The 13,975-nt window shown below is 71.7% G+C and carries 14 protein-coding genes; 5 read left to right on the top strand and 9 right to left on the bottom strand.

From position 1 onward, the window contains the following. Window positions 1-6 precede the first annotated feature (6 nt). Together FHX37_RS16605 and FHX37_RS16600 are read right to left on the bottom strand one after the other, a co-directional pair. Complete coding sequence (locus tag FHX37_RS16605) at window positions 7-882, bottom strand: cytochrome c biogenesis CcdA family protein (protein ID WP_141924751.1); 876 nt, start codon at window positions 880-882, stop codon at window positions 7-9. 20 nt (window positions 883-902) lie between these two features. Further along, window positions 903-1,442, bottom strand: a complete 540-nt coding sequence (locus FHX37_RS16600) for a redoxin domain-containing protein (RefSeq protein WP_141924750.1) — start codon at window positions 1,440-1,442, stop codon at window positions 903-905. Between the two features lie 375 nt (window positions 1,443-1,817). On the opposite strand from FHX37_RS16600, the gene FHX37_RS16595 reads away from it, so the two are divergent. Further along, entirely contained in the window at window positions 1,818-3,116 is a 1,299-nt protein-coding gene (locus tag FHX37_RS16595; RefSeq protein WP_141924749.1) for a molybdopterin-dependent oxidoreductase, read from the top strand. Further along, window positions 3,113-3,622: a hypothetical protein gene (locus FHX37_RS16590; protein ID WP_141924748.1), complete on the top strand. Its 510-nt coding sequence runs from the start codon at window positions 3,113-3,115 to the stop codon at window positions 3,620-3,622. The genes FHX37_RS16595 and FHX37_RS16590 overlap by 4 nt, the downstream gene beginning before the upstream one ends. A gap of 37 nt (window positions 3,623-3,659) precedes the next feature. On the opposite strand, the gene FHX37_RS16585 is transcribed toward FHX37_RS16590, so the two are convergent. From FHX37_RS16585 to FHX37_RS16575, 3 genes are all read right to left on the bottom strand, one after another. Then, window positions 3,660-3,959, bottom strand: a complete 300-nt coding sequence (locus FHX37_RS16585; RefSeq protein WP_141924747.1) for a hypothetical protein — start codon at window positions 3,957-3,959, stop codon at window positions 3,660-3,662. Between the two features lie 125 nt (window positions 3,960-4,084). After that, window positions 4,085-4,792, bottom strand: coding sequence for a peptidoglycan recognition protein family protein (locus FHX37_RS16580; RefSeq protein WP_141924746.1), 708 nt, complete (start codon window positions 4,790-4,792; stop codon window positions 4,085-4,087). Between the two features lie 501 nt (window positions 4,793-5,293). Beyond that, window positions 5,294-6,781 (bottom strand): GAF domain-containing protein, encoded by a 1,488-nt coding sequence (locus tag FHX37_RS16575; RefSeq protein ID WP_211351854.1) that lies wholly within the window; start codon window positions 6,779-6,781, stop codon window positions 5,294-5,296. 237 nt (window positions 6,782-7,018) lie between these two features. On the opposite strand from FHX37_RS16575, the gene exaC reads away from it, so the two are divergent. The 3 genes from exaC to FHX37_RS16560 all read left to right on the top strand — a co-directional run bounded on the left by exaC (window position 7,019) and on the right by FHX37_RS16560 (window position 9,542). Beyond that, window positions 7,019-8,542: an acetaldehyde dehydrogenase ExaC gene (gene exaC, locus FHX37_RS16570; protein ID WP_141924744.1), complete on the top strand. Its 1,524-nt coding sequence runs from the start codon at window positions 7,019-7,021 to the stop codon at window positions 8,540-8,542. Beyond that, window positions 8,542-8,925, top strand: coding sequence for a DUF779 domain-containing protein (locus FHX37_RS16565; RefSeq protein WP_141924743.1), 384 nt, complete (start codon window positions 8,542-8,544; stop codon window positions 8,923-8,925). Before exaC ends, FHX37_RS16565 begins: the two co-directional genes overlap by 1 nt. An 80-nt stretch (window positions 8,926-9,005) precedes the next feature. After that, window positions 9,006-9,542, top strand: a complete 537-nt coding sequence (locus tag FHX37_RS16560) for a GNAT family N-acetyltransferase (protein WP_141924742.1) — start codon at window positions 9,006-9,008, stop codon at window positions 9,540-9,542. A 42-nt stretch (window positions 9,543-9,584) separates the two neighbouring features. Here the strand turns inward: FHX37_RS16560 and FHX37_RS16555 are convergent, their stop codons facing one another. The 4 genes from FHX37_RS16555 to FHX37_RS16540 all read right to left on the bottom strand — a co-directional run bounded on the left by FHX37_RS16555 (window position 9,585) and on the right by FHX37_RS16540 (window position 13,824). Then, window positions 9,585-10,388: a carbohydrate ABC transporter permease gene (locus FHX37_RS16555; RefSeq protein ID WP_141925317.1), complete on the bottom strand. Its 804-nt coding sequence runs from the start codon at window positions 10,386-10,388 to the stop codon at window positions 9,585-9,587. A gap of 101 nt (window positions 10,389-10,489) precedes the next feature. Further along, window positions 10,490-11,416, bottom strand: coding sequence for a carbohydrate ABC transporter permease (locus FHX37_RS16550; protein ID WP_141924741.1), 927 nt, complete (start codon window positions 11,414-11,416; stop codon window positions 10,490-10,492). After that, a complete protein-coding gene (locus FHX37_RS16545) occupies window positions 11,413-12,789 on the bottom strand; it encodes an ABC transporter substrate-binding protein (protein ID WP_394344506.1) in 1,377 nt (458 codons plus the stop codon). Before FHX37_RS16545 ends, FHX37_RS16550 begins: the two co-directional genes overlap by 4 nt. A gap of 27 nt (window positions 12,790-12,816) precedes the next feature. Continuing rightward, window positions 12,817-13,824: a zinc-dependent alcohol dehydrogenase family protein gene (locus FHX37_RS16540; RefSeq protein WP_141924740.1), complete on the bottom strand. Its 1,008-nt coding sequence runs from the start codon at window positions 13,822-13,824 to the stop codon at window positions 12,817-12,819. Window positions 13,825-13,975: the final 151 nt, after the last annotated feature.

Below are 13,975 nucleotides of genomic sequence, written 5' to 3'. Positions count from 1 at the left end.
CGCCGCTCACGGTCCCGTCCGCCGCCGGGACGGGGCGCGGCGCCGCGCTCGCAGGGAGAGGAGACCGGCGAGCACGCACAGCCCCAGTAACGCGGCGGCCGCCCACCCCGCGCCGGCGGACCCCGCCGTCCTGGCCAGCGCGGACTGGAGGGTAGTCGCCGCTCCCACCACCGGGTCGTCGGCGGGGCCGCCCCGCAGCACCCGCAGCTCCACCTGCCCGTAGTAGGCGACGTAGGCCCCGGCCAGCACCAGCAGCGCCCCGCTGGCCCGGGTCACGTACGGGAGGGCCCGACGCAGCCGGGTGGCCACGGTGCGGCGCGCCAGCGCCGTGGCCACCGTCAGCACGCCGATGACCGCCCCCATACCGCCGGCGTAGGTGAGGAACACGCTCACGGCGCCGGCGGCGCTGCCCGACCGGACCGCGCTCGTGACGAGGGCGAGGAACGGGCCGATGGTGCAGGACAGGGAGGCCAGCGCGTAGCTCGCGCCGTAGGCGGCCGCCCACCGCAGGGACCGGGCGGGAGCTCCGGGGGCGGGTTTGGGCAGCGCCAGGGTGGCGTCGCGCCCGCTGAGCAGCCACACCCCCAGCACCACCAGGACCAGACCGATGGCCACCGTCACCCACGGCAGGTAACGCTGCACCGACAACGCGAACGGGGCGGCGGCGAGTCCGAAACCCCCGAACACGGTGACGAACCCGCCGGTCATGGCGAGTGTGGTGGCGAGCGCCCGTCCGACGGGGCGCGCGTACCCGCTTCCCGCGTCGTCCCCGCCGGTGGCCACCAGCAGGGAGAGGTACCCGGGCAGCATGGCGAAACCGCACGGGTTGAGGACCGCGAGCACACCCGCGGTCGCGGCGATGGCATACGACAGTTCCGGCACGTGGGTCGGCTCCCGGCTGGTCAGACGTCGAGTTGTTCGTCGATGTGGGTGTCGATGTCGTCCGCGGACACCGTCCCCGGCACGGTGTGGAACGTTCCGTCGGAACGCAGCAGGGTCAGTGCGGGTTGCCCCGTCACCTCGAACCCGGACCAGATCGCGCCGTCCTCGTCGACGAGGTGGGTCATCCGGTCGGTGCCGGTGTCGGAGACGAACTCCTCCATCTCGGGGACGTCGCCCCTGCCGGGAACCCCGTAGAACTCCACCCGGTCCGCGTGGCGCTCGGCGGCCTCGGCGATGGTGCCCGCCTCGCCCTGGCAGACGGTGCACCACGGCGCCCAGAACCAGAGAACCGCGGGGGTGCCCTCCAGCTCGGCCCCGGAGAAGTCCGCGCCGTCGACCGTGGTGGTCGTGAAGTCCAGGGCCGATGCGGAATCCGCGGTGGGGCCGCCTCCGTCGTCGCTGTGGTCCGTTCCGGTGGTCTCCGGGGAGCCGCAGGCGGACAGCGCCAGCGCTGCCGCCAGGACGGTGGCTCCCGTCGCGGGTCGTGACACGGTACGCATGCTCACCTCGGTGTTCTCACGCTCGGGGCAGGGGCATGGGGGAGAGGCGGTGCGCCGGTCCCGCGGAGCCGCACCGCGCTCTCGGACCACCACCGTAAGCACGGGGTGCGGCGCCCCTCCCGGGCCGCGACCGCGTCCGCAGCGGGGGCGCGGCCGGTTGGGTGAAACGGCGGGTGACTCTCGTCGTAGCAGCGCACCGGGCATGCGCTCCGTCCGCCAACCGGTGGCCGAACATCCGCCGCCGGGGCTTTCCGGGGGCGCACCCAGCCGCGTGGACGTCACCGTTTCGTCAGCGTTGTGGCCCACCCCGGGCGGGGGAGGTCCCCATAGGCTCGTTCGTGACCGTGGCCCTGAGGTGTGGCGAGGGAAGCCGTGATGGACGAGGAACGCGACAACGCGCCGCGGGAACCGGCACGGCCCGGGTTCTGGCGCAGCCCGCTGCGCGGGCCGTGGCTGACGTCCGTGTTCGCGGTGGTACTGCTCGTGGGGCTCACGGTGGTGTCCGTGACCGGTTTCGTGTCGTACGCGGCCTACAACCCCGACGTCGCGGCGGTGAACGACAAGACCCCCGAGCGCGGGTGGTTGGGGTTCTACCTCGTCGACTGGCCGACCGAGCCGTACTGGCTCTACCGCCTCACCCAGGGCGTACACGTCACCCTCGGTGTGGCACTGGTTCCGGTGCTGCTCGCCAAACTCTGGTCGGTGGTCCCGAAACTGTTCACATGGCCGCCGGTGCGTTCCCCGAGCCACGCGTTGGAGCGGGCGACACTGCTGCTGCTGGTCGGCAGCGTACTGTTCGAGTTCGCCACCGGTGTGCTCAACACCCAGCTGGACTACGTCTTCCCCGGCTCGTTCTACACGCTGCACTTCTACGGCGGGTGGGTGTTCCTCGCGTCGTTCCTGTCGCACACGATGCTGAAGTTCCCCCGGGTGGTGCGGGCGCTGCGCTCCCGGAGCCTGAGCCGGGAACTGCGCACCCCGGTCGCCCGAACCCGACCGGAACCCGGCGACACGACAGGCCTGGTCCCCGCCGCCCCGGCTCCGGCGACGATGTCGCGGCGCGGCGCGCTCGGCATGGTCGGCCTCGGTTCGGCGAGTCTGCTGGCGGTGACGGCGGGGCAGAGCATCGGCGGCCCACTGCGCGCCACCGCCCTGTTCGCCCCGCACGGCCAGGAGCTGGGAACAGGTCCCAACGACTTCCAGATCAACAAGACCTTCGCGGCCGTGGACCTGCGGGAGGGCGACATCGGACCGGAGTGGCGGCTCACCGTCCAGGGCCCCGACGGCAGGGAGGCCGTCCTGACCCGAGAGGAGGTGCTGGACCTGCCGCAGCACACCGCCCGGCTGCCGATCGCCTGCGTGGAGGGGTGGTCCACGGCGAACCAGCGGTGGAGCGGGGTGCGTCTCGGTGACCTGGCCGCCCTCGTGGGGCTCTCGGGCAGCGATCCTCCCGGCGTGTTCGTCGAGTCGGCGCAGCGCAGCGGCCCGTTCCGCGCGGTCGGGCTGCGGGCGAACCAGGTGGGTGACCCGCGCTCGCTGCTGGCGCTGCGCGTCAACGGGGCCGACCTCTCCGCCGACCACGGTTACCCGGCGCGGGTGATCGTCCCGGCGGCGCCCGGCGTGCACAACACCAAGTGGGTGAACCGGCTCGGGTTCGGCGAGGTGGCGGAATGACGCGCGACGCACGTATCCCCCGCGGCCTGTTCCGGCGGGCCTACGGTGCCTCGCCGGCGCACCTGCTGCTCGTGCTGGGTGTGCTCGGCCTCGCCCTGTACACGGCACCGCGGCTGCTCGGCGGGGACACGGTGGGGGTGGCGCTGTGGTTCCTCGGCGGCGCGCTCGTACACGACCTGGTCCTGCTGCCCGGCTACACGCTGGCCGACCGCGCGGTGCTCGGGATCGGTCGGCGGTTCGCCCGGTTCCGCCGCGATGGTGCCGGTACGGCCGGCGCGGGGTGGGTGAACGCGGTGCGCGTCCCGGCGTTCCTCGCGGGGCTGCTGCTGTTGGTGTGGTTCCCGCTGATCCTGCGCCGGGTCGACCACTACGGGGAGGCGACGGGGCTTTCCGGTGACGTGTACCTGTGGCGGTGGCTGGTCGCGGTGGCCGTCCTCGCCGCTGTCTCCGGGGTGTGGCTGGCGGTGGCGCTGTGGCGCGCCAGGCGGGAGGCGCGCCGGCGGTGAGACCGTCCGGGCCGGAACCGGCCCGGACGGGGGCGGTTCAACGCTCCCAGACCTGGAACCGCGCCTTGCCGGTGATCACGCTGGGCACCGTGCCGTCCGCGCCGTGGTGGGTGACCTCCACCCGGAGGCGCCGGTTCGCGTTCACGTACCCGGTCGCGGGGACCTTCACGAAGGTGTCCCCGGAGGTTCCGGGGAACTCGACCGGCTGGTCGGTTTCGACCGTGGCGCCGTTACTGTCGACCTCGACCGGCCGCGCCTGGCACTGTACGCCCTCCGGAACCCCGGACAGGCGCAGCGAGACGCAGGTTCTGTTCGATGGACGCTTGTCCTGCTGCACCTCGCTCCAGCACCGCCTGGCGGCGTTCTCGTCAGTCGACAGAGGATCCGCTCTGCCTCCTTCCTCGGCCTGGCCAGGCGGCGCTGGAGCGAGGCTCGCGACGAACAGTGTCCACCGAACAGAACCTAGCCGGAGTAGTCGCACGGGCCGCGCAGCAGGCTGGTCGGGTCGTCGCTGGTGTGGTGGTTGTCGGAACCGTTGGAGATGTTCGCGTCGAAGTGGATCTGGCTCCACTCACCGCGTTCTATCCCCTCGGCGGGGGCGTCGTCGCTCTTGTTGATCGAGACGTAGGTGGGCATCTCGTCTCCCTCGGGGTTCGAGCCGGTCGGGGGCTGGGCGAACACGTCGTCTTGCACGAGCGCGTAGGCGGTGTCGCCGGGGCAGGCGGTGGCGCTGAGGTCGCGGTGCCCCACGACCGTTCCGGCGATGCTGGTTTCGGGCTCCATCAGCCACGCGCGCAGCTCACGTACCGCCTCGATCTGGTCCCCGGTGATCGGGTCGGTGGGGCCGTTGGCGAGGCTGCAGGAGTAGTAGGTGTCGTTGTCGCCGCGCTGGGCGGCCTGCTCCTTGAACGTGCCGCGCCCCTCGACCACGTAGCCGTGGGCACAGGCGAGGAACGAGTAGCCGAGATCGTCCCAGCCGTTGGTGTTCACGTGGTAGTCGCGGACACTGTTCCAGTAGTCCACGCAGGCGGAGTGCGGCCGGTTCGCCAGGTTCTGGTCGTTGGAGTCGTAGTGGATGACGAGACCGTTCTTCGGGTCCGCGTCCGAGGCGGGGGACTCGGACGGCCACCCGAGGTCGGACCTCCGGGTGAAACGTGTCGGTTCGGGCATGGTCCTCCGTAGGAGAGGTCGGACAGCTCACGGGACGCGTCCGGCCGCCCGGGAAAAGGGCGGAAGCCAACCGTTCGGGAGTTCGCGTCTCCCGGGAGCTGCTGTTCTTATCGGCGTTTTATCTAATCGAATTCCGTGGGTCCGGGGGCGGGAATTCCTTTTCCGCCCCCGGAGTGGTTCCTCCACGCGGAACGGGCGCCCGACAGCAAGGGGAGTGGATTTCGGGAGCCGTTCCGTTTCCCCACGTGCGGTGGGGGGTTTTCCGAAGATTAGTCGGTGGGTGTTTCCATAACAACGTTTGTCGGGCCGAAAACGGTTTCGGTAAGGAACACGTAATATTTATTCCGGGGAATTTCCGGGGTCGCCCGCGTTCGTGTTCCGCTGCGGATTCCGCTGCCCACGCAGGGCGTCCGGGGTTCCCGGGGCGGGGGCTGTGTCACCGCAGGACTGGTTCCGGGCGGGAGAGCGCGCTTGGGCGGGTCCCCGCGCGGCCGCCGGACGTCAGTCCGGTTCGTGCAGCAGGCGCGTCAGGCGCGCGCGGCACGTTCCGGCGCGCCAGTCGCCGTCGGGGAGGAGGCCGGTGAGGCGTTCCAGCGCCTCGACGTCGTCGTGGCCCGCCTCGGTGCGGACGTACTCCCACAACGGGTCCGGGTCGCCGTCGCCGAGGACCGCCGCGCGCAGGCCGGCGGCCAGGTCCTCGCGCTCCTCGCGCACGACGGGGGCCTCCGAGGCCGGCAGCAGCCCCCGCCCGTGCATCCGGACGGCCGGGAGCACCTCCCCGCGCAGCAGGTGCTCCCGCAGGGTGCGGAAGTCCGCCTCGAGCCGCGCGTCCAACCGGTAGGGGGCGGTGCTGACGACGGCGCCGCCGAGCCGGGCGCGCAGCCGGTGTATCTCCGCGCGCACCGTGCCCGGGTTGCCCGCCTCACCGTGGATGAGCAGCGTCAGCTGTTCGGAGGTGGCTTTCCCCCGCAGCGCGAGCGCGGCGAGCAGTTCGGCGTGCCGCGCCCCCAGCGGCAGGACGCGGCCGTCCACCTCCACCAGCGGGCGGTGCCGGTCCAGGAACCGCAGCCGCAACAGCGGCGGGGAGGTCCGCCGGCCACGGGACGGCGGCAGCCGCAGCAGGTAGCCCTCCCCCCGCGGCTCCAGCACCGCCGTGCGCTCCTCCCCGGCTGGTGCGGCCGTTCCGGGGCGCCGCACGTCGACGTGGTCGGGAAGGGGGAGGCCGCGTGGTTCCGCCGCGACGACCCGACCGTCGGAATCCAGCAGCGCCCCCGGCTCCCCGCGCAGCTCCCGCAGGTGTTCCCGGCCGCGCTCCCGCTCCCGGTCCCGTTCCCGCGCCGCGCGGGTGGCCAGCTCGTTCTCCGCGAGCTGTGCGGCGGCGGATACCAGAGCCTGCAGGGCCGGGTGCATCGTGTGCAGCGGCCCGCTGATGTCGACCGACCCCAGAACCGCCCCGGTCTCCGGGTCGCGGATCGGGCTGGCTGCGCACGTCCACGAGTGGTACGTGCACACCAGGTGCTCGGCGGAGTGGATCTGCACGGGGGAGCCCGTGGCCAGCGCGGTTCCCATGGCGTTCGTACCGATCGCGGTCTCGGCCCACTGGGTCCCCTCACTGAGGCGCACCGCGTCCGCCCTGCGGCGTACCGCCGCGTCCCCCTCCCGCCAGAGGATGTTCCCCCGCGCGTCGGTGACGATCATGATGTGCGGCGCGCCGCCCGCGGACTCGAGCAGTGTCCGGCGCAGGACGGGCAGGCACACCGCCAGCGGGTGGGAACCGCGCGCCTCGGGGAGCTGGTCCTCGTCGAGGGTGACCGGTGGTTTCCACCCGTTCGGGTCGATCTCGGCCGCGAGCGACCTCTGCCAGGACTCGCGGACCAGCCGGCGCGGCGGGGAGGGTCCCTCCCCGCCGGAGAGCACGGCGGCGTGGACCCGTTCGAGTAACCGCGCCCGGTCGAGCGGGTCGGTGTGCGGCTCGTCGGCGTCTCGCACGGCAGGGATCACCAGTCCAACGCATCACCACGCGGCGGTGTGCCGCTGCTTCGTCATCCTGGACGGGCACCATGCTGCAGGGTGGGGCGCGTCACGTACAAGCCCGGGCGAAAACGCCCCGGGGCCTCCACGCGGTGTGCAACGCGGTTGCAACGCCGCCGCGGCTAGGTTGCGGCGTGCACAGGCCGGTCGGCGGTGCGGGAACCGACCGGCGCCGCACCGTAGGGAGGAACGCGGATGTCCCGGTACGCAGCCCCTGGCGCGCCCGGATCGGTAGTCGAGTACCGGTCCCGTTACGACCACCTCATCGGAGGGGAGTACGTGGCGCCCGCGAGCGGCGCCTATTTCGAGAACCCGACCCCGGTCACCGGTGAGGTGTTCACCGAGGTCGCCCGGGGGGCCGGCGACGATGTCGAACGGGCCGTGGACGCGGCCCGGGCGGCCGCGCCCGCCTGGGGCGGGACGGCCCCCGCGGAGCGCTCCGCCGTCCTGCTCGCCATCGCCGACCGGGTGGAACAGAACCTGGAGAGGCTGGCGGTCGCCGAGTCGTGGGAGAACGGGAAACCGGTGCGGGAGTGCCTGGCCGCCGACCTTCCGCTGGCGGTGGACCACTTCCGCTACTTCGCGGGCGCGCTGCGCGCGCAGGAGGGAACGATCTCCCAGATCGACGGGAACACGGTCGCCTACCACTTCCACGAGCCCCTGGGCGTGGTCGGCCAGATCATCCCGTGGAACTTCCCGCTGCTGATGGCCGTGTGGAAGCTGGCTCCGGCGCTGGCGGCGGGCAACGCGGTGGTGCTCAAACCGGCCGAGCAGACCCCTGCCTCCATCCACGTGCTGATGGAGCTGGTGTCCGACCTGATCCCGGCGGGCGTGGTCAACGTGGTCAACGGTTTCGGGGCGGAGGCGGGCAAACCGCTGGCGTCCAACCCGCGGGTGAGCAAGATCGCGTTCACCGGCGAGACCACCACGGGGCGGCTGATCCTGCAGTACGCCAGCGAGAACATCATCCCCGCCACCGTGGAGCTCGGCGGGAAGAGCCCCAACATCTTCTTCGACGACGTCGCGGCGGCGAGGGACAACTTCCACGACAAGGCGCTGGAGGGATTCGCCCTGTTCGCGCTGAACCAGGGCGAGGTGTGCACCTGCCCGTCGCGCGCGTTGATCCAGTCCGGCATCTACAGGGACTTCCTCGCCGAGGCCGTGGAGCGCACGGAACGGATCAAACCCGGCCACCCGCTGGACACCGAAACCCGGCTCGGCGCGCAGGCCAGCAACGACCAGCTCGAGAAGATCCTGTCCTACATCGACATCGGCAAACGGGAGGGCGCCAGGATCCTCACCGGCGGCAACCGGGTCGACCTGGGCGGGGAGCTCTCCGGCGGGTACTACGTCGAGCCGACCGTCTTCGAGGGGCACAACAGGCAGCGCATCTTCCAGGAGGAGATCTTCGGCCCCGTGGTGTCGGTGACCTCCTTCGACGACTACGACGACGCCATGGGGATCGCCAACGACACCCTCTACGGGCTCGGCGCCGGTGTGTGGTCCCGGAACGGCACCACCGCCTACCGCGCGGGACGCGACATCCAGGCCGGCCGGGTGTGGGTGAACAACTTCCACGCCTACCCGGCGCACGCCGCGTTCGGCGGGTACAAACAGTCCGGGATCGGCCGGGAGACGCACAAGATGATGCTGGATCACTACCAGCAGACCAAGAACCTCCTGGTGAGTTATTCGGACAGCGCGATGGGGCTGTTCTGATGGCCCCCGTCAGCAGGGTGGCGGTGACGGGGGAGGCGGCGGAGCTGCTCCGCCGGCTGCGGGAGTCCCACGGTCCGGTGATGTTCCACCAGTCCGGCGGGTGCTGCGACGGGAGCTCTCCCATGTGCTACCCGCGCGGGGAGTTTCGGACCGGCGCCAACGACGTGCTGCTGGGTGAGCTGGACGTGCCCGGGGTGCCCGAGGGCGTCGAGGTGTGGATGTCGGGGCCGCAGTTCGAGTACTGGAGGCACACCCACCTCACCATCGACGTGGTCGCCGGCAGGGGCGGCGGGTTCTCCCTGGAGGCCCCGGAGGGGGTGCGGTTCCTGCTCCGCTCCCGCCTGCTGACGGACGGGGAACTCGACCGGCTGGACCAGCGTTAGGAGGTGTACGGGCCGGTGCCCGGCGCAGCTCCGGGCACCGATCACCGGGGAACCGTCGCCCACCCGCCGGGAGCGCCGCCGTGATCACCTTCCGCCGGCTCGCCGGAGCCGACCTCCCGCTGGTGGGCCGGCGGCTGTCCCACCCGCACGTGGCGCGGTGGTGGAACCAGGACTCCTCGCCGGAGGCGGTGGCTCGCGATTTCGGTCCCGCCACGCGCGGGGAGGACACGTCCGAGAACCTGATCGCCCTGCTCGACGGCGAGCCCCTCGGCCTGGTGCAGTTCGGCCGGCTGGCCGACGAGCCCGCCGACCGCGCCGCGTTCGCCTCCCTCGTCGCTGTTCCCCCGCACGCGGTGACCCTCGACTACCTCGTGGGCGAGCCGGACCGTGTCGGGCGCGGGCTGGGCACGCGGATGATCAGCGCGGCGCTGCGGCGCGTGTGGCGGGAGTACCCGCGCGCCGAGGCCGTGCTGGTCGCCGTGGTCGCGGCCAACACCGCCTCGTGGCGGGCCCTGGAGAAGGCCGGGATGACGCGGGTGGGCAGCGGCGCGATGGAGCCCGACAACCCCGTCGACGACCCGCTGCACCACGTCTACCGCGCCGACCGCCCCTCCTGAGCCCACCACGGCAACCGCGCCCCGGGCCCACACGCCCGCGGGCTACTTCACCGCGCCCATGGACAGGCCCCGCACGAGCTGGCCCTGGGCGAACCAGCCGACCACCACGATGGGAACCGAGGCCATCACGGCCGCCGCGGACAGTTGCGCCACGAACAGGCCCTCACTGGTGATGAACCCGGTGAGGAACACGGGCACGGTGGCGGCCTGCGCGGCGGTGAGGTTCACCGCGAAGAAGAACTCGTTCCAGGCGAAGATCATGCAGATCAGGGCGGTGGCGGCGATTCCGGGGGCCATCACCGGCAGCATCACCGACCACAGCACCCGCGGCAGGCCCGCGCCCTCGACCCGGGCGGCCTCCACGATCGCCACCGGAACCTCCAGGAAGAAGGAACGCAGCATCCACACCGCGATCGGCAGGTTCATGGCGGTGTAGAGCACCACCAGCGTCCAGATGTTGTCCAGCATGGACAGCCGCGCCGCGGCCACGTAGATCGGTACGACCACCGCCACCACGGGAAGCATCTTCGTGGAGATGAAGAAGAAGAGTACGTCCTTGGTCCGTTTGACCGGCGCCACCGACAGCGCGTAGGCCGCCGGAAGACCCAGCAGGAGCACCAGCAGGGTCGAGGCGAGTGTCGCGATGAGGGAGTTGCCGAGGTAGGGCAGGAAGTCGGCGTCCAGGACGGCGGTGAACCGGTCCAGGGTCGGTCGGAACACCACCGTCGGCGGGTCGGTGGCCGCCTGGTTCTCGTGTTTGAACGCCGTGAGTACCAGCCACAGCACCGGCGAGACGAACACGAGGCCGACCGCCCAGGTGAACAGGGTCAGTAGCGATCCGCCCAGCGAGGCGCCGCCGCGGCGCCGGCGGGTCCTGCCGGCGCCGCGGCGGGCGCCCGCCCGGGGAGTGGCCCCGGGGGTGCCGGTGTGTCCGGAGACGTGGGTCGTCACGTTGCCGCCTCCTGTGTGCTCATGAACGTCCTGAAGATCAGCCGCAGCGCCAGGAGGGCGACGACGATGGTGCCGACGACCACCACGACGCCCATGGCGGCGGACTGGCCGATGTCGAAGCCCAGGAAGGTGCGCTGGTAGATGTAGAAGGGCAGGTTGGCGCTGGCGGTCCCCGGACCGCCCTGGGTCATCATGTAGATCGTGTCGAAGGTGTTGACCACGTAGATCGAGCCGAGCAGGACGCCCAGTTCGATGTAGCGGCGCAGGTGCGGCAGTGTGATCCAGGTGAACATCTGCCACCGGGAGGCGCCGTCGGCCGCTCCCGCCTCCAGGACGTCGCGGCTCTGGCTCTGCAGCCCGGCGAGCACCAGCAGTGTCATGAACGGTGTCCACTGCCAGACCAGCGCCACCACGACGGAGAACACCGGTGACTGCGAGATCCAGTCGACGTCGCCGGCTCCGAACGGTGACAGCAGGAAGTTCACCAGCCCGAACACCGGCTCGAACATGATGTGCTTCCACAGCAGCGCGGTGGCCACGGGCAGGACCAGGAACGGGGTGATGACGAGGGTGCGCACCACCCCGCGGCCGACGAACCCGCGGTCCAGCAGCAGGGCCAGCCCGATGCCGAGGGCCATCGCCACCAGCACGCAGGACGCCGTGATGAGGACGGTGTTGAGGGCGGCGCCGAGGAACTGCGCGTCGGTGAGGACCGAGGTGTAGTTGGCCAGCCCCACCCACATCCGGGAGTCGGGGCGCAGCAGGTTCCAGGACCGCAGCGAGTACACGAGCGTGGCCAGGAACGGAAGCTGCGTCACCAGCAGCACGAACACCAGCGCGGGAAGCAGCGGCGCGCGGCGTTTCCAGCCCCGCGCCCGCTCGGTCGCCGCCGAGCGCCGCCGTGGGGTCGTAACAGCGCTCATCGCTCGTTCTCCCTGTAGGTCTCGCCCACGGTCCGGGCGTACTCCTGGCTCTGGGCCAGAGCCTCCTCGGTGGTCACCTGGCCGGCGATGGCGGCGCTGAGCTGCTGGCTGACCCGGGTCCCCAGGTCCTGGAACTCGGGGATCGCGAGGAACCCGATGCCCTCGTAGGGAACGGGCCGCGTCCCGGGGTCGCCGGGGTCGGCCTCCTCGATGCCCCGCAGCATCGGGTCGGCGTAGTCGCTCGCGGCCTCCCGGTACTCGGGGATCTCGAAGGTGGACAGCCGGTTGCCCGGCGGCACCCGCTGCCAGCCGTACTCCTCGCCGACCAGTCGGACGTAGTCCTTGTCGGTCATCCACTCCAGGAACTCCCAGGCCTCCTCGGGATGCTCGGAGGTGGAGGGGATGCCCAGCGTCCAGGTGTAGAGCCAGCCGCCGTAGTCGGTCTCGGCGACCGGTGCCGGCGCGTAGCCGTTCTCGCCGGCGACGGTGCTGGCGTTGTCGTCCTCGATGGTGCTGACCATGGAGGTGGAGTCGTAGAACATGGCGGCGCGCCCCTGGGCGTAGTGGTTGAGGCAGTCGCCGAAGCCGCTGTTGGCCGCGCCGGGTTGGCCGTGCTCCCGGACCAGGTCGACGTAGAAGTCGGCGGCCCGCTGGAACTCGGGCGAGTCGAGCTCGGCGTTCCAGTCCTCGTCGTACCAGCGGCCGCCGAAGGTGTGCAGGATGCTGTTGAAGGGGCTGAGCATCTCTCCCCACCCCGCGAGGCCCCGCATGCAGATGCCGGAGACCCCGGGCTCGATCCCGTCGAGCTCGGAGGCCAGTTCGGCGATCTCGTCCCAGGTGGGGTTCTCCGGCATCTCGACGCCGGCCCGCTCGAACAGGTCCTCGCGGTAGGCCACGAAGGAGGACTCGCCGTAGAACGGCACGGAGTACATGTCGCCCTCGTAGGACAGGTCCTCGCGGATGGAGGGGATGAAGTCCCGCGCGTCGTAGTCCTCGCTGGCGTCGATGCGGGGCTGCAGGTTCTCCAGCCAGCCGTACTCGGCCCACTGGCGGGTCTCGTAGTTGCTGATCATCACCGCGTCGAACTCGCCGCCGCCGGTGGCCACCGAGGTGGTGATCTTGGCGCGCGCCTCGTTCTCCGGAAGCGACACGAAGTCGACCTCGATGCCGGGGTGCTGCTTCCGGAACTCCGACTCCAGGGACATGGCGTCCTGCATCTGCGGGTTGGACACGATCGCGACGACGAGCCGGGTGTCGTCGCCGTCCGTGGTGGCGGTGTCGGCGCCGGCGCATCCGGTCAGCAGCAGCCCGGTGGCGGCTACCGCCGCCAGGCGGAGAGCCGCGGGCCGGCCGGGTCGGGGGATCGGTCGCACACTGCCCCTTCCTCTGGTCGGGCGCCCTCAGGCGCCGGTCTCGTTGCCGTCGGGTGTCACCTGGACCTTCACCCCGGCGCCGGACCGCACCAGCCCCAGTGCCCGGGGGAAGCTCTCCAGGGGCAGCGCGTGGCTGAGCAGCGGCGCGGTGCGCACCGCGCCGGAGGACAGCAGCGTCACGGCGGTGCCGAAGCTGTGCAGGACCGCCATCGAGCCGACGACGGTGATCTCGTCGTTGTAGATGCGGAACGGGGAGAGGGAGATCCGGGCGTCGTCGGCGGCCACGCCGAAGACGAGCAGCCGCCCGCCGCGGCGCAGCGCGGTGAGGGCCGCCTCGATGGCCGCGGGCGCGCCGGTCGCGTCGACCGCGGCGTCGAACCCGCCGCCGGTGCGGGCGGCGTCGGTGGCGGTGTGTGCGGCCCCCAGCTCCTCGGCGGTGGCGAGCCGTTCGGGTACGCGGTCCACCACCGTGACCTCGGCGCCGGAGTTCTGCAGCAGTTGCTGCAGGAGCAGGCCCATGGTGCCCGCCCCGACGAGCAGGAACCGCTCGCCGGCTTCGACCCCGATGCGGCGCACACCGTGCACGGCGCAGGACAGCGGCTCGACCAGGGCAGCCTCGCGCATGGTCATGGTGTCGGGCACGCGGTGGCAGTTGGCCGCGGGGACCGCGACGTACTCGGCGAAGGCGCCGTCGACGGTGTCACCGACCGCGCCCCAGTTGGCGCACAGGTTGCCGCGCCCGGCGCGGCAGTACTCGCAGTACCCGCAGAACAGCGACGGGTCCACGGCGACCCGGTCGCCGGGCCGCAACCCGCCGGGGGCGCGCTCGCCCACCCCGGCGACCCACCCGGCGAACTCGTGCCCCGGAACCAGCGGGTAGGGGCTGGGCGGGAACTCGCCGTCGGCGATGTGCAGGTCGGTTCCGCAGACGCCGCAGGCTCCGACGCGGATGACGACGCCGTCGGGCGCGGGTGCCGGGTCGGGTCGCTCACCGACGGTGACCGTTCCGGGTTCGGTGATGATGGCCGCTCGCACGGGTGCTGCTCCTCGGGTGGTCGGGGGTGGCGGGGCGGGGACACTCCGACGTCTGCTCATATGAGCGACGTTTTTCACATTTGTTCCGAGCATTGAAAACCCGGGCGTGTCCCGCTGTCAATGCGTTCCGCCCAACCGAGTAGGATGGTGC

This window comes from Haloactinospora alba (genome assembly GCF_006717075.1).
GTDB lineage: Bacteria > Actinomycetota > Actinomycetes > Streptosporangiales > Streptosporangiaceae > Haloactinospora > Haloactinospora alba.
This window is presented reverse-complemented; position numbering and strand designations above follow the sequence as displayed.